The sequence below is a fragment of the Nodosilinea sp. LEGE 06152 genome (genome assembly GCF_015207525.1).
Classification (GTDB): domain Bacteria; phylum Cyanobacteriota; class Cyanobacteriia; order Phormidesmidales; family Phormidesmidaceae; genus Nodosilinea.
This window is the reverse complement of record NZ_JADEWR010000010.1, coordinates 75,564-97,925: the sequence shown is the minus strand read 5'-3', so window position 1 is coordinate 97,925 and position 22,362 is coordinate 75,564. Positions and strand designations below refer to the sequence as shown.

General features: G+C 57.0%; 18 protein-coding genes. 10 read left to right on the top strand and 8 right to left on the bottom strand.

What is annotated here, in order from left to right:
• Window positions 1–43: 43 nt before the first annotated feature.
• Entirely contained in the window at window positions 44–547 is a 504-nt protein-coding gene (locus IQ265_RS14935; RefSeq protein ID WP_194054952.1) for a Ycf51 family protein, read from the bottom strand.
• A gap of 497 nt (window positions 548–1,044) precedes the next feature.
• Between IQ265_RS14935 and IQ265_RS14930 the strand changes: the two genes are divergently transcribed.
• The gene (locus IQ265_RS14930; protein WP_347404967.1) at window positions 1,045–1,683 is read left to right on the top strand and encodes a hypothetical protein; all 639 of its coding nucleotides are present in this window, start codon (window positions 1,045–1,047) and stop codon (window positions 1,681–1,683) included.
• Window positions 1,684–1,685: 2 nt separating this feature from the next.
• Here IQ265_RS14930 and IQ265_RS14925 read toward each other — a convergent pair whose 3' ends face one another.
• Window positions 1,686–1,835 carry a hypothetical protein gene (locus tag IQ265_RS14925; RefSeq protein ID WP_194054950.1) on the bottom strand — a complete coding sequence of 50 codons (150 nt, stop codon included), beginning with the start codon at window positions 1,833–1,835 and terminating at the stop codon, window positions 1,686–1,688.
• Window positions 1,836–2,440: 605 nt separating this feature from the next.
• On the opposite strand from IQ265_RS14925, the gene hetR reads away from it, so the two are divergent.
• From hetR to IQ265_RS14905, 4 genes are all read left to right on the top strand, one after another.
• Window positions 2,441–3,370, top strand: coding sequence for a heterocyst differentiation control protein (gene hetR / locus IQ265_RS14920; RefSeq protein WP_194054948.1), 930 nt, complete (start codon window positions 2,441–2,443; stop codon window positions 3,368–3,370).
• 79 nt (window positions 3,371–3,449) lie between these two features.
• Complete coding sequence (gene crtD, locus IQ265_RS14915; protein ID WP_194054946.1) at window positions 3,450–4,952, top strand: C-3',4' desaturase CrtD; 1,503 nt, start codon at window positions 3,450–3,452, stop codon at window positions 4,950–4,952.
• 424 nt (window positions 4,953–5,376) lie between these two features.
• Window positions 5,377–6,636 (top strand): hypothetical protein, encoded by a 1,260-nt coding sequence (locus IQ265_RS14910; protein ID WP_228037924.1) that lies wholly within the window; start codon window positions 5,377–5,379, stop codon window positions 6,634–6,636.
• 137 nt (window positions 6,637–6,773) lie between these two features.
• Window positions 6,774–8,396, top strand: a complete 1,623-nt coding sequence (locus tag IQ265_RS14905; protein WP_194054944.1) for a glycosyltransferase family 39 protein — start codon at window positions 6,774–6,776, stop codon at window positions 8,394–8,396.
• Window positions 8,397–8,418: 22 nt separating this feature from the next.
• On the opposite strand, the gene IQ265_RS14900 is transcribed toward IQ265_RS14905, so the two are convergent.
• Window positions 8,419–9,459, bottom strand: coding sequence for an LD-carboxypeptidase (locus tag IQ265_RS14900; RefSeq protein ID WP_194054942.1), 1,041 nt, complete (start codon window positions 9,457–9,459; stop codon window positions 8,419–8,421).
• A 55-nt stretch (window positions 9,460–9,514) separates the two neighbouring features.
• Between IQ265_RS14900 and IQ265_RS14895 the strand changes: the two genes are divergently transcribed.
• Together IQ265_RS14895 and IQ265_RS14890 are read left to right on the top strand one after the other, a co-directional pair.
• On the top strand, window positions 9,515–10,120 hold the full coding sequence (locus IQ265_RS14895) for a methyltransferase domain-containing protein (protein WP_194054940.1): 606 nt from the start codon (window positions 9,515–9,517) through the stop codon (window positions 10,118–10,120).
• A 237-nt stretch (window positions 10,121–10,357) separates the two neighbouring features.
• On the top strand, window positions 10,358–11,035 hold the full coding sequence (locus IQ265_RS14890) for a HEAT repeat domain-containing protein (protein ID WP_194054939.1): 678 nt from the start codon (window positions 10,358–10,360) through the stop codon (window positions 11,033–11,035).
• Window positions 11,036–11,405: 370 nt separating this feature from the next.
• Here the strand turns inward: IQ265_RS14890 and IQ265_RS29495 are convergent, their stop codons facing one another.
• Window positions 11,406–11,537, bottom strand: coding sequence for a hypothetical protein (locus IQ265_RS29495; protein WP_255523558.1), 132 nt, complete (start codon window positions 11,535–11,537; stop codon window positions 11,406–11,408).
• A gap of 1,120 nt (window positions 11,538–12,657) precedes the next feature.
• On the opposite strand from IQ265_RS29495, the gene IQ265_RS14880 reads away from it, so the two are divergent.
• Complete coding sequence (locus IQ265_RS14880; protein ID WP_194054936.1) at window positions 12,658–13,236, top strand: hypothetical protein; 579 nt, start codon at window positions 12,658–12,660, stop codon at window positions 13,234–13,236.
• A gap of 1,262 nt (window positions 13,237–14,498) precedes the next feature.
• Here IQ265_RS14880 and IQ265_RS14875 read toward each other — a convergent pair.
• Complete coding sequence (locus IQ265_RS14875) at window positions 14,499–14,831, bottom strand: DUF5615 family PIN-like protein (protein WP_194055150.1); 333 nt, start codon at window positions 14,829–14,831, stop codon at window positions 14,499–14,501.
• Window positions 14,832–14,838: 7 nt separating this feature from the next.
• Window positions 14,839–15,045 (bottom strand): DUF433 domain-containing protein, encoded by a 207-nt coding sequence (locus tag IQ265_RS14870; RefSeq protein ID WP_194054934.1) that lies wholly within the window; start codon window positions 15,043–15,045, stop codon window positions 14,839–14,841.
• A gap of 357 nt (window positions 15,046–15,402) precedes the next feature.
• On the opposite strand from IQ265_RS14870, the gene IQ265_RS14865 reads away from it, so the two are divergent.
• Window positions 15,403–17,097: a SpoIID/LytB domain-containing protein gene (locus IQ265_RS14865; protein ID WP_194054932.1), complete on the top strand. Its 1,695-nt coding sequence runs from the start codon at window positions 15,403–15,405 to the stop codon at window positions 17,095–17,097.
• Window positions 17,098–17,104: 7 nt separating this feature from the next.
• Here IQ265_RS14865 and IQ265_RS14860 read toward each other — a convergent pair whose 3' ends face one another.
• On the bottom strand, window positions 17,105–18,649 hold the full coding sequence (locus IQ265_RS14860; RefSeq protein ID WP_194054930.1) for an NAD(P)/FAD-dependent oxidoreductase: 1,545 nt from the start codon (window positions 18,647–18,649) through the stop codon (window positions 17,105–17,107).
• Between the two features lie 791 nt (window positions 18,650–19,440).
• Between IQ265_RS14860 and psaB the strand changes: the two genes are divergently transcribed.
• Window positions 19,441–21,657 (top strand): photosystem I core protein PsaB, encoded by a 2,217-nt coding sequence (psaB, locus tag IQ265_RS14855; RefSeq protein ID WP_194054928.1) that lies wholly within the window; start codon window positions 19,441–19,443, stop codon window positions 21,655–21,657.
• A gap of 469 nt (window positions 21,658–22,126) precedes the next feature.
• Here the strand turns inward: psaB and IQ265_RS14850 are convergent, their stop codons facing one another.
• Window positions 22,127–22,339 carry a hypothetical protein gene (locus IQ265_RS14850; RefSeq protein WP_194054926.1) on the bottom strand — a complete coding sequence of 71 codons (213 nt, stop codon included), beginning with the start codon at window positions 22,337–22,339 and terminating at the stop codon, window positions 22,127–22,129.
• Between the last annotated feature and the right edge of the window lie 23 nt (window positions 22,340–22,362).

Below are 22,362 nucleotides of genomic sequence, written 5' to 3'. Positions count from 1 at the left end.
AGCTGAAGGCGTGGGATGACGGAGTGAGGAGAAGTTTGGTGAGTTAACCCGAAGTGGGCCAGTTGGAGCGGTCGATCTGCACTTGAAACACCTCCTCGGAGCCTTTGGGGTTGGGCTGAATTTGACCCAGGTAGATCAGTTTAGAGATGCCGCCGGGCTCATGGGCGATCGCGCGGGCACGAACGGTGGCAACCTGCCCCGGTAGACCCAGGCGGTAGGGCTTAAACAGGTTGCTGGCGGCCTGACGCAGGGTGGCGTCCAGCGCTTCGGGGCCCATGGTATTGGGCACCGCAATTACAATTTGGCTGGCCCCCGAGTCGTAAACAGTGGTGTAGGGCATCGCCCCCGGTACGGCAGTGCGGGTAAATGGCTCAAAGCTCAGGCCCAGCAGGCCCACCGTGAGCACACCGGCAAACCCGGCTGCCCCCACCAGGCGGAACCGAATGCCCCACTTAAAGACAAAAGCCAGACCCGCCAGTAGGGCCAGGGCCAGGGTACCAAGGCCAGCCCACTGGGTGGCCACTAAAAAATCATCTGGGCTGAGCATTTCGCGATCGCATCCGGTAGTAGTTAAGGCAGCAAATAAAGCGGCTCATCCAAGATATCGCAGAAGCCCTTCCCCAATGCGGAAAAGCTCTCGGGCGGTGCAGCACCGTTCCTGCGACCAGAGCCCTGAGCGGAGATGGCTCATTTGAAATCACCAATGTCAACGCCTGCCCTGGTATTCAGCAATACCCGTTGCCTTCATGATCCTATCAGCAGTTTTCCCGTCTTTGCGGTACTGCCCCCAGTACTGGGGCGGGACAGTGGCGCTACTGAGCCATAGCAGGGGCGATCGTTCTCATCCCAATTGCAGGCTCAATTACGGGCCTAGAGACCGCTATTTTGGCCTGTGATCGACCGCTGCCCCGACACTATCAAAACTCAATAAATTAGGTTGTAAACCTAACCAAGACAGGGTAAAACTTGAAGCCGTAGCAATAAACGATGGCGGCAACGATGACACAGGTAGCAAGCACAGGTAGAAGCATAAGGCGACAAGGCGTGCGCGGGGTAGGGCTTTTGCTGCCGCTGCTGCTGCTCGGCTGCGGCTCCTCTAAGGTGGCCCAGTGCAACCAACTGGCCGAGGTGGTCAACCAGACCCAGGGCTTTATGCAGGAGTTTGAGGCCGAAATTCAAACCTTTAGCGAGAGCGCTGCCCAGGTCAAAAACCTAGACGACATTAAGCTAGCCGCCAGCCAATACACCACCGCTGTCGATAAAGTGGTCACCAACCTCGACGGTCTGGTGGGCGATCTGCAATCCACCACCCTCCGCGACGAAGACCTCAGCCAGTTTAGAGACGAGTATGTTGGCGTTGTACAGGGGTTTAGCACCGCCCTGACCGATGCCCGCGAGGCGATGGACTTAGTGGTGCAGGTTGAGTCAGAGGCCGAGCTACCGGCCAAAATCGAAGAATCTCAGCAGCAGACCATGACCGCGGTAGCCTCAATCGAAACGCTCTCCCAGACCGAATCGCAGCTGATTAACGAGGTCAATGGCTACTGCGGGGCGGCCCAGCCGGTTGAGCCTGTGGCCCCATCCAATCCAGAGGGATCTGCTGCTCCGGGAACTCCGGCCGATCCGGCCACCCCTCCAGGAGAGCCCGTTGAGCCTGCGCCCCCCGCCGCTCCTGGGTCGTAGCCTCAACGGCGGGCTGGCCCTTCTGAGAGTGGCTTAGCCGTTGAGTCGCTGGCTAGAGCTAGGGTTTTAGACCAGCGGGGTTCGGCGGAGGCAGTGGTTGTCGGGCGATCGCTGACGAGGCCACCTACCCGTTGATCCCAGCTGTAGTCCACTTGAGAAAAGCACCCTCGCCCAGCCTTTTGCTAGCACCACTCCTTAGAACCACAGTGAACGGTTGGCGGGAGGGGTTTAGACCGCCATATCCAAGTCCGAACGTGGAGTTTTCTCATCAGCAAAACTCAACATCCGGATTTGAATTCGGTTGAGATCTTCCTTTCTTCTGAGCAAAATAGGAGCAAGGGGGCGGGGGAACCTGAGGACGCAGAGTGCCATCTAACCCCTTTTGAGGCCAAAATGTGAAGCATTTTCGGCAACTAAATCTATACTTTGAAGCTGAAGTATCCTCTCTATATAGAAAACCGCTGCGGGTCTGAGCATAGGCTATGTTAAGAACATAGTTTGCCCTGGCTGGAGGCTGCTATCTGAGGACAGATCTGGTGGTCTGACATCGGTTGGGCTCTAGATCTAAGCTGCTGCTGCTAGCGTTCTTAGCTAGCGCTTGAATGGGCCATCTAGGCCGTGCAACCCGATGGTTTTAGACAGCTTAAAGCTGCTCCTTTCTGCTTAGGCTGCGATCGCGGCCTCTCCCTGTTCTTTACCTGTAAATTACTGAGGCTAAAAATTCTGTAATTTACCTAGTCTGAGTAATTGCCATCCTGTGACCTATCAGTCCCAAGTTCCGCCCGATTTAAAACAAGATCTGCTGCGAGCCGTAGACAACAGCCCCGCGGACTGGATTTTGCTCAACCTGGCCCTCAGCACCATGAAAATGGGAGGGCATCGCTATGGGGCTTTTTTAGACGCCGCCACCACCGCCGCCAAGCTCGCCATCTACAGCACCTTTATCGAGCAGGGCAACAATATTCGTAAAACCGGCTTTTTGTACCACGTTGAACCCAAACGGGTCAAAGCCATTGTGCAAGAGATTCAGGCTGCCCTAGCGGAGGGCCAAAGCCTGAAGGTGCTCAATTCAAAAGAGCCCTATTACCTAATTGCCCTCCCGTTTCTGTGGCAGGAGCACTTTCCCTGCAGCGGCACCGAGGCGCGGGTGCGCATTCAAGGATTAACCCCCGGCGAGCGCAAAAGCATTGAGGAAAGCCTGCCCGCCAGCGCCCCCCAGGCCCGCATTCTCGACCAAGTTGAGTTTACCGAACTGATGGAGCTGCTCCATCAAATGTCGCAGGAGGAACTGCCCAAGGGACAGCGCATGGCCTTCAGCGATGCCCTGCTGTCGCATATCAAGTTTCGGCTGCTGCACTCGGGCACCGTCATCCAGATTGATTCGCCCCTGGTGGATATTCCGCTCTATGCCCTGGCCAGCGAATCGTACTCCCCGAAGGGAGAGCAGGAGCGGGTGTTCGCCATGATCGACGACGTTGCCCGCTACTTTGGTCTGCTGCAGGCCTGGGTGCGCGAGGAGCCCGGGGTGCTGCGCGGGGTAGAGGTCTTTGACGTGGCCCCCCAGCAGCGCCAGGCAGCCCTAGAAGAACTCGACGAAATGCTGCGCGCCTGGGCCGACAAGTATCACCAGGATGGCGGTCTGCCCATGGTGCTGCAGTTTGCAGCGGGCCACCGAGAGTACGACTAGCCCGGTGTGGACGGGCCTAAGGGCGATCGCCATCCTCAGCCTGGGCTAAACTGAGAATGTCGTAAAGAAATGTAACGCTATGGGTGCCTCTGGAGCGTCTGGCCGTCGGGTGGTGGTCGTGGGGGCTGGCATTGGTGGGCTAACGGCGGCGGCGCTGCTAGCCCACCGGGGCTATGCCGTGCGGGTGTTTGAGCAGGCCCAGGTAGCCGGGGGATGCGCCTCAACCTTTAGGCGGCGAGGCTTCACCTTTGATGTCGGGGCAACCCAGGTAGCGGGGCTAGAGCCGGGGGGCATTCACCACCAGATCTTTGACGAGCTTGACTTGCCCCTGCCCGAGGCAACGCCCTGTGATCCGGCCTGCGCAGTATTTCTGCCGGGGGAGAGCGAACCGATTCGGGTGTGGCGCGACCCAGAGGCCTGGCGGGCCGAGCGGCAGCGGCAGTTTCCGGGTAGTGAGCCATTCTGGCAGCTCATGCAGCGGCTGTTTCAGCCCAGCTGGCGGTTTCAGGCGCGACAGCCGGTGCTGCCCCCGCGCAGCCCGTGGGATCTGTGGCAGTTAACCCAGGCGCTGCGCCCCGACACTCTGGTGACGGTGCCCTACACGTTTGCCACTGTGGGCCAGGTGCTGCGGCAGCTGGGGCTCGAGGGCAATCGCCGCCTCAAGACCTTTCTCGACCTTCAGCTCAAGCTCTACTCCCAGGTCAGCGCTGACGAAACCGCCGTGCTCTACGCCGCCACCGCCCTGAGCATGTCTCAGGCCCCCCAGGGCTTGTGGCACCTCCACGGCAGTATGCAGGTGCTCAGCGACAGCCTTGAAAAAGCGCTGGTGCGCGACGGCGGCCTGGTGCAGCTCAACCACCGAGTGCAGCAGGTGCAGACCGACCAGGGCCGGGTGACAGGTGTTGGGGTGACAGACCAAAAAACCGGGCGCACCTGGGTAGAACCCGCCGACCACGTGGTGGCCAATGTTACGGTGCAGAATCTGGTGCAGATGCTGGGCGACAAAGTCCTGCAGGGCTACCAGCGGCGGGTTGAGTCGCTGCCTGCGGGCAGCGGTGCCTTTGTGCTGTACCTGGGGGTAGATGCCGCCGCCATTCCGGCCAGCTGCCCGCCCCACCTGCAGTTTTTCTACAACTACGACGGCCCGATCGCCGAAAACAACACGCTATTTGTCTCCGTCAGTCGCCCCGGTGACGGTCGCGCCCCCGAGGGTCGGGCCACCATCATCGCGTCGTCGTTTACTGAGATTGCCCCCTGGTGGCACAGCGATTACGAGGCTATGAAGCAGGCCTACACCGACGGGGCCATCAAGCGGCTGTCTAGCTTTTTTGACCTGCAGGGCGACCACATCATCCACGTCGAGGCCGCTACCCCCCGCACCTTTGCCCGCTTTACCGCCCGCGACCAGGGCACGGTTGGGGGCTTAGGTATGCGGGTGAGCACCTTTGGCCCCTTCGGCTTTGCCAATCGCACGCCGGTAGACGGGCTGTGGCTGGTGGGCGACTGCACCCACCCAGGGGAAGGAACAGCCGGGGTGAGCTACTCAGCCCAAACCGTGGTGAGGCAGATTGAGGCTTTCTAGGAGCTGTTCTCAACTAGCAGCCGATGGTTCAAGAACCGAGGGCTACAGCCTCTAGCCTATTTTGTGGGTCGGGCGTGCCAATGCCGATGGCATCAGGACTTTAGCCGGAATTGATGGACAAGCCCAGGGTCAAAGCGAAAAGAGAATAGGTAAATCCTCAAGAAATCTTTAAGAAATGCATCCTACTTAGCGGAGAAACCTGTCCCTGTCCTGGGTATTATTGACGAAACTATGGCCGTAGTTTGGGATGAACACCAGTAAAATTTACTACCCGGTATGGTTAGGCATGTCGGAAGGAAGCTAAATCGTAGGTTGTTCGCCCGCCTCTATATAGATGTAAAATCTACGGCCATAGTTGCTCCCGCCGGGGTTGCTCCCGCTGGATTGCCGCTACGTCTACCGCCCTCACAATCAGGTCAGCAGCATGAGTCCCTGGGATTCCTTAGATTCGTGGTCAAACTACTCTAGCCGCCCCCCGGCTAGTCTAGAGGACTTGCTCTACCAGCACTGGCAGTACTGGCGCAAGCAGGAGGCTCCCCACGAGCTGATCGATCGGTTTCGCCGCTTGTTTCTCGATGTCGCCAACTATCCAGATAGCTCGGTGGCCAACGCCCTGCTCAATTTGTCTGAGCAAGACACCGCCGATCGCGAGTTCAAGTACGTGCTTAACCGCTGCTGCTACACCCTGATCAACCTCTGGTACACCCAGCCCCGCGACCACTGGGCAATTCCTGAACTGGTACGGCTGTTTGAGGAGCTGCCCCCGGCCAATGGCGCTAACCCCAGGGCGCAAAAGGTTTACAACCTGGTCAAGGAGTTTCCCCAGACCGAGCAGTACGCTTCGCTGGTGCGGCTGCAGCAGATTATGGCTCCACGGGAGGCCGATGTTCCCCAGGCAAGGGTAATTGAGGAACAGCCGCTGGCCTACCGCATTCGCCACTACCCTTTTCTGTACGACAACAGCTTGCTCACCAAAGACAGCGGCCAAGAGCAAAAGCAAAACATCAACGACCTGCGCCGCCGCGCCGAAACCGACCTGGGCATTCGCCTAGCGCGCTACCACGCTCAGCAGCAGGGGTCGGGGCGGGTTGGGCAGGTGGCCAACCCCACGCTGCTCGATGCCGCCGGGCTGGAGCAGGCGCTCAACTTTTACACCGGCAAAATTGATGGCCGCACCCACCGTGACCAGGCTCGCTGGTTTGCCACTTACAGCAAAACCGTGCGATCGTTCCGCGACTTTAAAGACGAATTTGTCGATTACCTAATTGGCCCCATTGCGGCGGCGGAGCCGAAGTACAGCGGCAACCACTTCACCCGCAACCTGCGCCAGTACCTGCGCGAAACCCTGGCCGAGTTTGACGCTCAGCCCCTGAACAGCTTTATTTTGGTGGAGACCTGTCGCCGTTTGCTTAACTTTTTGGTGGTCGACAGCCCCCACCGCCCGGTGTTTCGCAACTTTCGCCACCTGGTCAACGATGTGGGCCACACCCTAACCATGGCGCTGCTGCTGCGGCTGGTGCTGTTTTGCTCGGCGGCCAAGCCCTGGCTAGAGCGCTGCTTTTCGGTGCTGTTCAACCTCCACGAGCGCCGTACCTGTAAAGAGGTGCCCTGGCTAGTCACTAGCCTGGAGCACGCCAATGTAGCTCTAATTACCAACTTTGGCGACGTAGGCTACCAGTTTTAGGCTTCTATCCGCCTACTATTGTTCGAGATGCTGCCCGGTCTGGTTGGGCTGCCTGGTGGCAGGGGCTACGGTTACCGGCGGCTGGCCTGCGGCATGGTGACTGATGTGGCGGTGTCTGATCACAAGGGAGAACTGGGTTGGCGCAGGGCTTAATTTGGGTTAGACGGGTTGCGATCGCAGCTATAGCATTGGGCCTGGTGCTGCGCTTTGCCCATTTAGATCGCAAGGTTTACTGGCACGACGAAGCCTACACCAGTCTGCGGGTGGCGGGCTATGTCGGCCCCGCCGTAGAAAAAGCCGCGACCGATCGCCCCGATCTAACGGCGGCCGAGCTACTGCGCTACCAACAAATGCCGCCCGAGCCATCGCTGGCGAACAGCTGGATTGCTCTAGCCAACAACCCCGAGCACCCGCCGCTTTACTATCTGCTGGCCCACGGCTGGGGCCGACTGTTTGGCGCATCGGTGGCCGGGTACAGAGCGATCGCGGCAATATTTGGGGCGATCGCGATCGCGGTAATGTTTTGGCTGGGGCGACTGCTGTTTCCGGCTTCGCCTGCGATCGCCTGGGTAGCCGTAGCCCTGCTGGCGGTGGCCCCCCTACAGCTAATCTATAGCCAGGAAGCACGGGAATATACCCTGTGGGCGGTGGGGCTGCTGCTGGCCCACGGCAGTCTGATACGAGCGATGGAGCGGGGCACAACCTCAGCCTGGATCGCCTACGGACTGGCCCTGGGGCTAGCCTGGTACGGCTCGCTAATGACGGTGCTGCTGGGCTTGAGTCATGGAGCCTATGTTGTCCTCAGCCAGGTCGGCTCTAGGGCCTGGCTCAAGCCCGATCAAAAGTGGCCTGCACCAAAAGCCTGGATGGGGTTCATGCTCGCCAATGGGCTGGGTCTGGGGCTGTTTGCCCCCTGGCTGTGGGTGATCGTGCAGCAGTGGGGGCGGCTGCGAGCCGTCACGGCCTGGGCCAACGAACCCAGGCCCCTAGCGTATTTGGCCCAGTTTTGGGGACTGCACTACAGTTCTATGGTGGTCGATTTTAATGCTCCGTTGAGCCACCCGTTTACCCTGTTCGGCCCTGCCCTGGTGCTGCTAGTAGTAGGGCTGGGGCTGAGGCACATTTGGCACACCCAGCCGCGATCGCTGGCGCTGTTTTTGAGCTGTGGTTTGCTGGTGCCACCCCTGGTGCTGATTGGCGGCGATGTGGTGCGGGGTAGCCAGTTCTCAGGCACTACGCGGTACTTTTTTCCGTCGCTGGTGCTGCTGCCATTGGCGATCGCACCCCTGCTAGTCCACTGGCTAACCGCACCTCAGAAAAGCTTTAAAGCCCTGGGCGCAACGCTGCTGGCCCTGCTGTTGACCGTGGGAACAGCCTCTGGCGTGGCCAACAACCGCGCCCTGACCTGGTGGAACAAGACCGTGGGCTACTCCAATATTCACGTCGCCAACTACCTTAACCAGGTGCCAAAACCGACCGTGCTGCTGGGGGCCAGCGGCATTGCCATGGGAGAAGCCCTGTCGCTCAGCCACTACCTCCAGCCCGATACGGCGCTGTGGCTGCTGCCCCAAACAACCATGCCTGCGCCAGATAGCCTTCAAACCGTGCTTGAGGCTCAGCCTCAAACCACCCTGTTTCTGCTTAAGCCCTCACCAGCGCTGCTCAACACCGTGCCCCCCGGTTGGCAAACGGCCGCGATCGAAACGGGCCAGTTTGCCCCCTCCGACCTGGTGCAGCTCACGCCGCCCCCGACCTCTTAGCTTCGCCCCTCTTCGACCTGGCCTAGGCGACAGCCGGGCTCTGCATTTGCAGGGTGCCAGTGGTCGCATCCATTGTCACCAGGCCGCCGATGGGCAGCGTCCACATTGGCTCTACATGGCCAATCCACGCGCCCGCGTAGGCCGGTATGCCCAGGTGCCGAACGTGGTCGTTCAGAATGTCTTCCAGGGTGAGCGATCCGTAGCCCGAGCCAGGGCCGCAGGCAGTGCACTGGCCAAACACAAACCCGGCCAGCTTGTCGAGCACCCCGGCCAGCTTGAGCTGCGTCAGCATGCGATCGATTCGGTAGGGCGGTTCGCCTACGTCTTCTAAAAACAAAATGGCCCCGCTAGGATCGGGCAGGTAGGGCGACCCGACAATGCTAGAAACCACCGACAGGTTGCCACCCATCAGCGGCCCAGTAACCCGGCCAGCGGTAATGGTCTGAATCCGTCCCTGGTCGCGCATTAAGCGGTCTTGGTCGGCCCCCAGCAGCGGATTGGTGTAGGTCAGCGCTGCGCCCTCCATGAGAATTTGGCGCAGTGGCTCCACCTGGTCGGCCCGCCACGCAGTAAGGCCGTGGGGGCCATGAAAGGTGACTAATCCAGTTTGGGCATAAACGCCCAGCAGCAGGGCCGAGATATCGCTAAAGCCAATCAGCACCTTGGGGTTAGCGCGAATGGTGTCGTAGTTGAGGTAGGGCAGAATGCGGGCGCTGCCCCAGTCGCCGCGCACCGGCAGCAGCGCTTTAATGGCCGGATCGGCAAACATGTCGTTAACATCGGTGACGCGTTCGGCATCGGTGCCGGCCAGGTAGCCATAGCGAGCTAGGGCGTGGGGGCCTACGCGGGGCACAAAGCCCAGCGCCTTAACGGCGTCGATTACCAAATCGAGGCGATCGCGCTCAAACGTGGCCCCCGCCGGGCTAACGATGCCCACCTCGTCGCCCTCTCGCAGGCGCGGCGGCAGCAGGGTAGGCCGTCTCTGGGCCTGAACTGCCCGCTGTCCTAGCGTCATTCCCGCCGTTGCTACCCCCAGTCCGCCCAATAGCTGTCGCCGCCGCATACGCGCTACCTTGAAAGATCTGTACACCACTGCCGAGCATACACCGGAGCTACCCGTGACCGCACAACCCCCATCACCCCTAAGTTCTACCGCCTGGGAAGAGCGCTACCAGACAGGCACCCCCCGCTGGGACTTGGGCCACCCGGCTCCAGCCTTTAGAACCCTGCTAGAATCTGCTGACGCGCCCAAGCCAGGCTCGGCCATTGTGCTCGGAGCCGGACGCGGCCATGATGCCGTCTGGTTTGCCCGACACGGCTTTGCAGTCACCGCCGTAGACTTTGCCCCATCAGCCATTCAAGCGCTACAAGAACAGGCCCAAACCCTGGCTCTACAACCGCTCCAGCGGGACATTTTTGACCTGCTGCCGGAGTACGCCGGGCAGTTTGACTACGCCATCGAGCACACCTGCTTCTGCGCGATCGACCCCAGCCTGCGCCCCGCCTACGTGGAGCTGGTAGCCAATCTGCTAGTGCCCGCTGGCGAACTGCTGGCCGTATTCTTTACCCACCAGCGCTCCGGTGGCCCCCCCTTTGGCACCACCGCCGCCGAAGTGCGCCAGCTGTTTGAACCCCACTTTGAAATCATCACCCTAGAGCCGGTAACGAACTCCATTCCCTCACGGCAGGGGGAAGAGCATTTTGGGCGACTGCGGAAGCGGTAGGGGGTAGATGGGTGGATGGGTAGATGACCTCATCCGCTCATCCACATCACCCCACTAGTGGTCTGGCAATCCTACATTTGTAGGTTGGGTGGCGTGCCAGCAGAACCTAACAAGGCTCACTGCTGTTGGGTTCCACTGCGTTTCGCCCAACCTGCGGGAACCCCAATTTTTAGTCTTGGCACTGCACTAGCTCAACCTCTCTATACTGAAGAAGACCGTTCATAGTGCACCTTTCCCATGGATTTAGAGCAGATTTCCGCTCAGCTCAAGAGTGAAGACTCCAAAGACCGCATGCTGGCCCTGGCTTCGCTGCGAGATGTGCCTGCGGCCCAGGCGGCACCTTTGATTCGGCAGGCTCTAGACGACAAAAATCTGCAAATTCGCTCAATGGCGGTGTTTGCCCTGGGAATCAAGCCCGATGAAGAGTCCTTCGATATTTTGGTTAACCTGCTCACAACCGACCCCGACTACGGCATTCGGGCCGACGCAGCGGGGGCGCTGGGCTATTTAGAAGATCAGCGCGCGTTTGGGCCTTTGGTGCGGGCGTTTTACGAAGATACTGACTGGCTGGTGAGATTTAGCGCAGCGGTTTCGTTGGGTAACTTGAAAGACCCGCGTGCCCACGATGTGCTGATGCAGGCTTTGCAGAGTGAAGAGACGGTGATGCAGCAGGCGGCGATCGCGGCTGTTGGCGAAATTGGCGACCTAGATGCGGTCGATGAGATCCTCAAGTTTGCTCAGTCGGAAGACTGGCTGGTGCGCCAGCGATTGGCTGAGGCTCTGGGCCATTTGCCCACGCCCAAAACCGAACCAGCCCTACGCTACCTCGAAAAAGACTCCCAGTTTCAGGTAGCCGAGTCGGCGCGAATTTCTCTCACCCGACTCCACAACCGAAAGGGCAACCAGAGCGTGTAGTTCTCTACATCTGTATAGCAAGGTGTTACCCCTGGGCAATCGCGCACACGGGCTTGAGGGGAATTTGGGCGTAGTGGTAAGAAGTAACGGCAGGCCGACATAAAGAAACGGCAGGTTGGTGCAAAGGAACAAGGGGCTGGTACAGAGTAACGACAGGCGGTTATGGGGTAACGGCAGGCCGGTGCAGAGTAACGAGAGGCCGCTACCCAGAAACGGTAGGCTACTACAAAAAAACGGGGAGCCATTACAGAGTAACGGCAGGCTAGTGCAAAGGAACGACATACCAGTGCAGAGGAATCGATCGCAGTGTGCTTAAGAATGGCGATCGCAGCCCCCGACAGCAATGGGTAGGCCATCGGGGGCGAGGGCTTTACTCAATCAGCACGGTTTTGGTGGCGATCGCCATCCACAGTTCGGCTCCGCTCACTGCTGGCATCTCGACTCCGGTCGCTTCGGCTCCGGTCGCTGAGCGGAGTCGAAGCGACCGGGTTGTGTCATCCACCGCTGTGCCAGGCCGCACAGGAATGGGGTCGCTCCAGTCGTTGGGGTCGGTGTAGCCAAGGGCGTGGAGGATTTTGATGGTGCGGTTCTCCGTTCCGGAGACGCTTCGCGAACGATGGCGGCCAAGCTGCCGTAGAGCATATGGCGCACTTTTTCGGGGTTTGGGGATCGGGTGCTTTTATTAATGGCTCCAGATGGCGGCAGCGGTAAGGACTCAGTCCCTTGATCGTCGCTGGCATCGGGTTCGAGATATTCAAACATCGGTTCTGTCTCCAGTTGTGGTTTAGGAAGACAGAACGCGAAAACCCCAGCCACCCACGCTTGAATTGCAAACTGAGGGGGCTAGGGTACGATGGACTTTAGCCTCGCAATCTGCGTGCAAGATTTGCGGGGTTAGCTGTCTGTTGGTGTGCCACCACCTTCAGACAGCGCCAAGATTTTCGAGTTCTGCGTAACCACCGCTCTGCTGAACGGCTTAATGGATGATGATAGTGGTGCAAGCGATCGCCGTCAACTGTAGGGTGCAAGAAATGCATGGAGGGAGAGCGATCGCAGATTTCCTGTAGATTGGGTTGAGCTAGCTCAACCCAACCTACTAACTTAGAGTTATCTTGCGGCGTGAGAATAAGGATGGAAACAGTGACATCATTGTTTATACCCATCAGTCGAAAGACTATGACGAAGATGTGCAAACCAAGGAAATGGGATTTAAGCAGGTTCACAATTTAAAGGCGTTTGAAACCATGCTGCGTCAAATCAATGCTAGCTAGTTACCATCATTAACAGCAAGCTAACAACCTCAGTGCACACCGACCGCCGAGAGGTTATCGGCAAGAGTTCAAGGTGATCTACGCAGGTAATTGGGAACGTTGGGCTACTTAGGTTTTTGGTTGGAATAATGTGTCAAATCTGTCTGCTGGGGTAAAGGTTAAGTGGCCTTGGGGCTATAGATGGGGTAGCAAGGTACGAAATCTCTACATCGCAAGTCCATTGCACACAGGCTGTATCGAGACAGTGAGTTAAGTTCAATAGGTTACTAGCATCGGGTAAAGGGGAACGTTAGTTTCAAAGGCTATCTATGTCCTTTCTCGTAAAGGTTTCTATCAAGCCAAGAACCCGTTATGCTAAGCAACTCGCGTATACCAAAAGAAGTCCGCAAACAAATAGATAACGAGCTTCAACCTGGAGAAGTTATAAGATGGGTTGACCAGCCTGTGCCGCAGTTGATCACAGCATCCTTCATTGTAAGTGCTTTGTTTGGTATTCCCTGGACTAGCTTTGCCATATTTTGGATTTGGGGAGCATTGGGGTTTAAACTCCCTAATTTACAAGCAGGTTTACAACCGGAGTATCTGTTTGCTCTTTTCGGTATACCTTTCGTACTAATCGGTTTTGGAATAATATCTGGTCCTATATGGACATGGAAAGCGGTACGAAAAACAGTTTACTTGGTTACAGATCAGCGGGCTATCTCTATTCAGGGTGGCTGGTCTACGACTATTAGAAGTTATCCGCCTGAGCAATTAACAAATGTATACCGAAAGGAAAGAGCAGATGGAACAGGTGATGTAGTTATTGTGATTCGGCATTGGAGAGATAACGATGGAGATCCAAGAACTGAAGAGATAGGATTTTTGGGAGTTCGAAATCCGCGAGAAGTTGAAAAAATATTAAAGCAGTTAGCTCAAAACGCTACATGACCAAACCTACACACTTTGATCACAAAAAAGAGATGTGCTGAAAGTAGAAACATAGGCATTCTAGGTAATAGTCAAAGTTCGATCGCTAGGACTGACCCCACCGAAAATGTTTTGTGACCAACTCTGTATTTGTGCAAATATTCAGGGACGCAATCAAAATCGACCTACTAGCTCATGGTTTTTAGGGGGATAGCTCTTATTATAACGAAGTGATTTCGACGCTGTTGGCAGAAAGTTGTGAAGCGATCGCAGATCCCCTACAGGTTGAGTTGACGAAGGAAACCCAAAAACCCCAAAAGAACTCATCTCAATTCACCGTGGTGTTGCATAATGCTAAATTAACGGTGGCTATTGGGTTTTCTCCTAAGGGAGACGCTGCGCGAACGCTAGCTCAACCCAACCTACTAACTTTTACAACCAAATGCCAGTTCTCTAAATTCTAAAGAGGAAGTTGCAATGGCACGATTACTGAGACATCCAGGTTTCATTCGACGTGGATTACTCATTGCTTTTGTGGTTACTTTACCTGTTTTCTGCTTCGTTGATTTTCTGCTTCTCTTCTACTTCGCTGTTCCATATCTGCTAAATTCAGGTCGTACGATTCCAACCTATGTTGGGTTTCACATTAATTATCCATATCCGCATCTTATCGGAGCTGTACATGATCTCCGCTGCCGCACTAATGGAGTAGTTTCGAGTCATTCCTACTCCTGCCGCTTTAATGCGAACTCATCGAATGTTGAGCAGTTTGTTCAGCGAATGGAACTAGTCTCTACTACGAATAACCATTGTATCCAGCGATTAGCTGAACGTAGACATCAGTTATCTGAAGACAGTTGGTTCCCTCCAGCAGATTGGTGGAAACCGTTAGACTTAGTCGGGGGACAATGCTACTGGAAGGATAACGACTACGTCATATTGTTTTATTCTCCAACAAGCCAAATTGCTTATATAAATGACTCTGATTATTAAGAGCGATCGCAAATCTCTTGTAGGTGCGATCGCAGTTCTCTTATAGGTTGGGTTGACGAAAGAAACCAAACAACTCCAGCTACTGTAGGTTGAATGAAGTGCCAACACAACACAACTCTCCTGATAGTTTTCTTACCCAATAACCTACCCTAAGCGCACAAATTTCTTCATCCACCCATATGCGATCGCCGTGCCCAAACCCCAGGGGTTACCTACTTCTTTACCGTTGTCACCTGCGATCGATAACCCCTACTCTATCCCAACAAATAGGGTTAATGGCTTGGTTTGAATTAGTGCAATTCTAAGCAGTGCAGGTTAGTATTTGACAAAAGTTCTTCAATTGCCTCAGTACCAGATCGAATCAAATTTTCAACTTCTCTAGTTGGTGCATTGCCACACCGCAGCCAAATTACTTTGGGTGGAGAGCCATAAAGCCGACTTCTTTCAGGAAAATCCGCATCTTGCGTTACTATGCAAAAGTCATTGAGCTTAGCAAATTCCCAAATCTCAGTATCTGTTTTCTTGGCTAGATTATAGAATTGAACGTGGCTAGACTCAGGAAAAATATCAGCCAACCGATTAACCAACTTACGGCTAAGGTTTTGGTCGAACAGCAGCTTCACGCAGCACTCACTGATGCTCACGATCAGCTGCGAACTCCAAACAAGCCCTAATGTCGGTTTCTGTTAATTCTGGAAAGTCGTCAATAATTTCATCCGTAGACATGCCAGCCGCTAGCCAGCCCAAAACATCGTAGACCGTAATCCGCATTCGACGGATGCAGGGCTTGCCACCGCGCTTATCGGGTTCAATTGTGATGATGTCGCGATAGCTCATAATATAGTCAGGTGGCTTATGTATACCCAAGTTTATAGTAGGCTAACACCTCGCTGCAACGGACAAGAGAGCGATCGCAGATCTCCTGCAGGTTGGCTTGACGAAGGAAACCCAACAATCTCAGCGCGATTTTATTCCCACCTCACTGCGTCTTGAATAGGTGAGGTGCTGACAATTGCACGTAACGACAGTCAAGGAATAAGTGGCACCAGCCGTTTTAGCATGACGGTATTGCATAGAAATTGCCCATTGAGAATAGACCCCAAAAAGATTCCCACCCTAATGGTCTGAAGCCGCTAGAATTTCTTTGGCCCGACTGCACAACCGGCGGGCAGCACCCTACGTCGTTAGAGCACTATGGCTACGCTTTCCCTGCCCCGATTTCAGTTTCGGCCCCTGGGCAATCGGCGATCGCAGCGGTTGTTAGGAGCCGTGGGGGGAGTTGCGATCGCCCTTACCACGGCCATAGCCGCCCCCGCCCCTGCCGCCCAAAACCCGGTAATTCAGGTCGGCATTGTGCAGCGCTTTGGCGAAAACCTGCAAGACCGCATCACCCTCGAAGCTCTGCCCGGCGAGCAGCTCACCCTCAGCTTTGAAACCAACGGCCAGCCCCAAACCGTTACCACCAGCCGGGTTGTGATCGGTCTGGCCCCGGAGCCGCTGCCCGAGGCCACCCTGGGCGAACGCGTGGTGCTCAGCAACCACCGCAGCTTTGAAACCGCCGAGTACAGCGCCGAGCAGTGGCGACAGCGCGGCATTGAGCCCGAAATCGCCCAGCCCGGCAGCTGGGAAGTGTGGGCCAACCGCGAGACCTACAACAGCCCCCTGGTGCGCCGTCTGCTGGTGCAAAACCTCCAGGCCCAGGGCTTTACCGAAGTCTTTCTCGACAGTCAGGTGCTGGGCCAAATTCCCAAGGCCTACTTTGAGGCCAACGGCTACCGCTACCAGCGCGATGCCCTCGCTATTCGCGCCAGCGGTGGCCAGGTGCGCGTTACCCAGCCCGGTGACCCACCCGTAACCCGCGTCTACGGCGGCACCCTGCGGGTACAGCCCAACACCTACGGCACCTACACCCTGGTCAACAGCGTGCCGATTGAAACCTACCTGCGCGGCGTGGTGCCCCACGAAATTGGCCCCAGCGCCCCGGTGCCCGCCATTCAAGCCCAGACGGTGCTGGCTCGCACCTATGCCCTGAGAAATTTACGTCGGTTTGCGATCGACGACTACGAACTCTGTGCCGACACCCAGTGCCAGGTGTATCGGGGCCTCACCGGCACAGCACCCGTGGCCGACCAGGCCATTCAAGCCACCCAGGGCCAGGTGCTCACCTACGAAAACGAGCTGGTCGATGCCCTCTACTCCTCCACCACGGGTGGGGTTACCGCCGCCTTTAGCGACGTGTGGGATGGCCCCGATCGCCCCTACCTGCGCCCCGTGGTCGACTCAGTCTACGGCCTGTGGAATATCAGCCAGTACCCGCTCAACACCGAGGAAAGCATTCGGCGGTTCATGGCGATCGACAAAGGTTTTAACGAAGACACCTGGCAGCTGTTTCGCTGGCGCAACGAAAGCACCCTGGCCGAAATCACCCAGGATCTTAAGGGCTATTTGGGGCGGCGACAGCACCCGATGGCAGGGCTTACCCAGGTCAACTCGGTGCGGGTTTCGGAACGGGCAGACTCGGGCCGGGTGCAGGCGATCGATATCGAAACCGACGTTGGGGTGGTGCAGCTCAAGAAAGACGAAATCGTGCGGGTGCTGACCGCTCCCCGCAGCCTGCTGTTCTACGTCGAGCCGATGTACCAAACTCCAGCCGCCATTGGCACGGCTCCCCCGGTGACCGAGGGGTCGCCCCCAGCCGCCAGCTCCCAAATTGTGGGCTACCGCTTTGTGGGTGGCGGCTGGGGCCACGGGGTCGGCATGAGCCAGACGGGGTCGTACCGGCTGGGCAATCTGGGCTGGAACTACCAGCGCATTCTGCAGTTTTACTACCCCGGCACCACGCTGCAGCCCATCAGCGACGAACTCACCTTCTGGCGCGATCCAATGTAGCGATCGCCTACCCCAGTACCTCTCGCAGCATTTGGCGGTGCTGGCTGACTGAGGCCAGCGTGTTGGCGGTAATCAGTCCGCAGGCGGCGACGGCGGGCAGGCCAATGCCGGGGAAAGTCGAGCCGCCCACGCAGAGCAGCCCCTCCAGCGGTGTTTTAGGGCCAGGGAACAGGCCGTCCTGAGCCGAAATGGCCGGGCCGTAGCTACCCCGGTGGCAGCGCAAAAAGCGCTCGTGGGTGAGGGGCGTACCGACTAGCTCCACCTCAACCCGCTGGCGCACGTCGGGAATGATGCGCTCTAGGGCGCGCCAGAGTGGTTCTGCCCGCGTTTGCTTTAGCGCCGCGTACTCGGGGCTGCGGCGATCTAACCCCTGCCACAGCTCGTAGGGTTCGGTGGCGGGGGTATAGACGTGGATGGCATGCTTGCCCGACGGAGCCAGCGACGGGTCGAGCACCGAAGGAATCGACATCACAATCAGGTTTTGCGGCGCGTCAATGCCCAGCGCCCAATCCTCGACAGTGATATAGTGACAGGCCAAATCTTCGGGCAGTCCTGTGCCGTCGATGCCCAGGTGCAGGTGCAAAAAGCTGGGGCACTCGGGGGTGGCCTGACGTTCTTCTACGAATGCTTTGGGCAATGCGCCATCGGGCACCAGCTTCAGCGTATCCCAAATGGAGGCGTTGGAGATGACCGTGTCGGCCTGGAGAATGTCGCCCGATCGCAGCGCCACCCCAGTAACCCGCCCACCCTCTACCAAAATTTGCTCTACGTGCGCCCCCAGCCGCAGGGTGCCGCCAAATTTTTCCAGGCCGCGCACCAGGGCCGCAATCAGGGCCGCGCTGCCGCCGATGGGGTAGTCGAGGGTGACGCCGGGGCGGTACCACTCGGCAAACATAAAGGCCATTTCGGCGGTGCTGGTGCCCTCGGCGGGCAGGCCCGACAGCAAGAAGCAGAGCAGATTCATCCAGTGGCGAATGAAGGGGTCGCGGGTAGTGCGGTCGAGCACGGTGCTGAAGGGATTGCTCGACTGGGTGAGGGCAGGGGCGTTGCGCAGCAGGTTCCAGCCGTAGGGGGCGACGGTTTGCAGGGCACCTAAATCCAGCCGCAGAGCGGCGGGGGGTAGGGCGGTGGCGGCTTTGCCCAGGGGCTCCATGGCCCTTTGCAGCCGCCGCCAGTCCTGCACGGCGGCATCGCCTCGCAGGGTTTGCAGCACCTCGGCAAACTGGTCATTGCCCACGGTGGTATCAAAATCGCCCTCGGGAATGCGCACGCCCCAAGTGTCGTAGTTGGCCCAGGTGATGCTGTCACCTTCCCCCACGGCATCCAACACGTGACGCAGCGGGTTGGTAGAATCTCGGTAAGACATGCCCGAGTAAAGGGATGGGCCGGAGTCAAAGGTGTAGCCGCCGCGCTCAAAGCCGTGGGCGGCTCCGCCTGCAATGGTGTGGCTTTCGCAGACGGTGACGCGGTAGCCGTAGCGGGCCAGCAGCGCCCCACAGCACAGGCCGCCAATGCCGCTGCCAATCACAATGATGCCGGGGGATGAAGTCATGCTGAGAGGGCTGAAGGTACTGGCCGTTTGCGTCTGGCGCTGCTCCTTAATCTTGGCGCTTTGGCTTTGTTTTTGCAAAGCAGGATGCTGTAGATAGGTTTTCAGACTTCAAAATCTCTGATTTTGGCAGTTTTCGGAACCTGGACGACAGGTCGTCGGTTGGCTGCGATCGCTGATTATTTCCCAAGCAAATGCATAGCAGTTTTATCGGGCTTTGGGGGAGGTTTAACCGAACAGTTTTGCCATTGCCTGAACCACACACAAACCCCGTCGAAGTTCGGCTCGCGACCTGAACTTTGATGGGGTCTTTCCACACAGTCATTCTGCACAGAGAGTTTATTACAAAACTTAAGACCAAATTATTCTATAGGGAGAAAATATTGCCTTTACAGGCAATGCGAAAAAGCCTCTTTTTTCAGGTCTGTTCACAATCTTTTCCTGCTTACCCTTAAGGCTTTTCCTGCTCTCTAACTTTCGGTAGATGGAGTGGCGTAATTGGCCCCATATTGTGATCGCTTAATAGGTTTTCCGTTTTCACCTATTGAGACCGCGTTTGTATCAGAAACCCAAGCCCACTACTGTACCGGGCCGAATGGACAATGTCCCTGGCAATATAGGTCATTTGCTAACAGGGCATTGAATGAAAAAGGCTGGCTTGGTGGCAAGCTTTAGGAAAAGTTAATGTTCTTAAATCAAGCTTCTGCTAAGACGCGGTGACGGTCCACTCAACCGCTGTTGCTCTCATTGAGTCTTCTAAGCGGATAAGCCTAACCCAATGATTAGGAAAGACCATGGCCACTAAATTCCCAAAATTTAGCCAAGACCTGGCGGCCGATCCGACTACGCGTCGGCTCTGGTATGGGATTGCCACGGCCCACGATTTTGAAAGCCACGATGGCATGACCGAAGAGGCGCTGCATCAAAAGATCTTCGCCTCCCACTTCGGCCATGTGGCAATCATTTTTCTGTGGACATCAGGCAACCTGTTCCACGTCGCCTGGCAAGGCAACTTTGAACAGTGGATCAAAGATCCGCTCAATACTAGCCCGATTGCCCACGCCATTTGGGACCCCCACTTTGGTCAACCTGCGGTTGATGCGTTCACCCGAGGGGGGGCCACCAACCCCGTCAACATTGCCTATTCAGGGGTGTATCACTGGTGGTACACCATCGGCATGCGAACAAACAACGATCTCTACATGGGAGCGGTGTTTTTACTGCTGCTGTCTGCCCTATTTCTATTTGCTGGCTGGCTGCACCTACAACCCAGGTTTCGCCCCAGCCTGTCCTGGTTCAAAAATGCTGAGTCTCGCCTAAACCATCACCTGGCTGGGTTATTTGGGGTCAGTTCTTTGGCTTGGGCTGGGCACCTGATTCACGTTGCTATTCCCGAGTCGCGAGGGCAGCACGTAGGGTGGAATAATTTTCTCACCACGCCGCCGCACCCGGCTGGGTTAGGGCCGTTTTTTAGCGGCAATTGGGCGGCCTATGCTCAAAACCCCGACACGGCGAACCATATGTTTGGTACGGCCCAGGGTTCGGGTACAGCGATTTTGACCTTTTTGGGCGGGTTTCACCCTCAAACAGATTCGCTCTGGCTGACGGATATGGCCCACCACCACCTGGCGATCGCGGTGATTTTCATCATCGCCGGGCACATGTACCGCACCAACTTTGGCATTGGCCACAGCATCAAAGAGATTTTGCATGCCCACAAACCCCCGGGCGGTGGCCTGGGTGAAGGGCACAGGGGTTTGTATGACACCATCAACAATTCCCTGCACTTTCAGCTCTCTCTGGCGCTAGGTGCTCTGGGTACGGTGACATCGCTGGTGGCCCAGCACATGTACTCGATGCCGCCCTATGCCTTCATGGCCCAGGACTACACCACTCAGGCGGCCCTTTACACCCACCACCAGTACATCGCAGGCTTTTTGATGGTGGGGGCCTTCGCCCATGCCGGCATTTTCTGGGTGCGAGACTACGACCCAGCGGCCAACGCAAACAACGTGCTGGCCAGGGTTTTGGCCCACAAAGAAGCGATTATCTCTCACCTGAGCTGGGTATCACTGTTCTTGGGCTTTCACACCCTGGGGTTGTACGTGCACAACGATGTGGTGACCGCCTTTGGCACCCCCGAAAAGCAGATTCTAGTAGAGCCAGTCTTTGCCCAGTGGATTCAAGCCTCCCACGGCAAGCTGCTGTACGGCATGAACACGCTGCTGTCTAACCCCGACAGTTTGGCTACGACGGCCTGGCCCAACCACGGCAACGTTTGGCTGCCGGGCTGGCTAGACGCCATCAACAACACCAGCAATTCGCTGTTCTTGACCATTGGCCCCGGTGACTTTTTGGTGCACCATGCGATCGCCCTGGGTCTGCACACCACCACCTTAATCTGTGTGAAAGGTGCGCTAGATGCCCGTGGCACCAAGCTAATGCCCGACAAGAAAGACTTTGGCTATACCTTCCCCTGCGACGGCCCCGGACGCGGCGGTACCTGCCAAACCTCTTCCTGGCAACAGTCGTTCTTCTTAGCGCTGTTCTGGATGTTGAATACGCTGGGCTGGGTGACCTTCTACTGGCACTGGAAACATCTAGCCCTCTGGTCAGGGAATATAGCCCAGTTCAACGAAAACTCGACCTACCTGATGGGCTGGTTCCGAGACTATCTCTGGCTTAACTCTGCCCAGGTTATCAACGGCTATAACCCTTATGGCATGAACGACTTAGCCGTCTGGGGCTGGATGTTCCTGTTTGGTCACCTGGTGTGGGCCACCGGGTTTATGTTCCTGATCGCCTGGCGAGGCTACTGGCAGGAGCTAATTGAAACTCTGGTCTGGGCGCACGAGCGCACACCTTTAGCCAACCTGGTGCGCTGGAAGGACAAGCCCGTTGCCATGTCCATCGTTCAGGGTTGGTTGGTCGGTGTGGCCCACTTCACCGTTGGCTATATTCTCACCTTCGCCGCCTTCCTGATTGCCACGACAGCAGGGCGCTTTGGCTGACCATGAGCCAGCAGATTTAAAGCCTTCTCACGTCAGTTGCCATGAATCGTAAAACTTATTCGTGAGAAACAGCGCAGTTAGGTAGGGACTAACTGCGCTTTTCTATTTCGTAGGGGCGTAGGGGCGTAGCATGCTACGCCCCTACCGGGTTTCCGCTTAAAAATCGGGGTTCACTAGATCGGATTGCGCATCATACCAAACCCTGATTGCCTGCCCTCAACCGGTTGAGGGCAAACGACCGTTTGTCCCTACGGGATGCCTATTTAGGTCTGGGTTTTTGAACTTGGGCTTGCTCTTTATAGAACAGGCCCTAGCCACTTTGAGGCGGCTGAGTGTCCAGCACTCGCTTTGCTGAGGCCCATCGACTCCGCTCAGGCCCATCGACTCCGCTCAGGGACCGGCTATGGGTCTTTATCGTTGGGGTGCCGCGCTTACAGCCTGGACAATTGGTATTACACCCCGCTGAGGTTTAATCGGCCTGTTCTACCCAGGCTTTGAACTGCATGTAGGCCTCCTCTGGGGTAAGAGGTTCGCTGTGTTCGTCGGGAATGTAGAACTGGCGGCTGTCGGCAAAGTGGCGCACCACAAAACTGTGGATGATGCCCTGCTGTAGCGCCTGGTTACCGAGGTCTTCGGCGGCATCGGCCAGGCTTTGCTCGTCGTGGAAGGTAGGTTTGGTCATGGTTCTGCTCTAAAGTTCGGCTC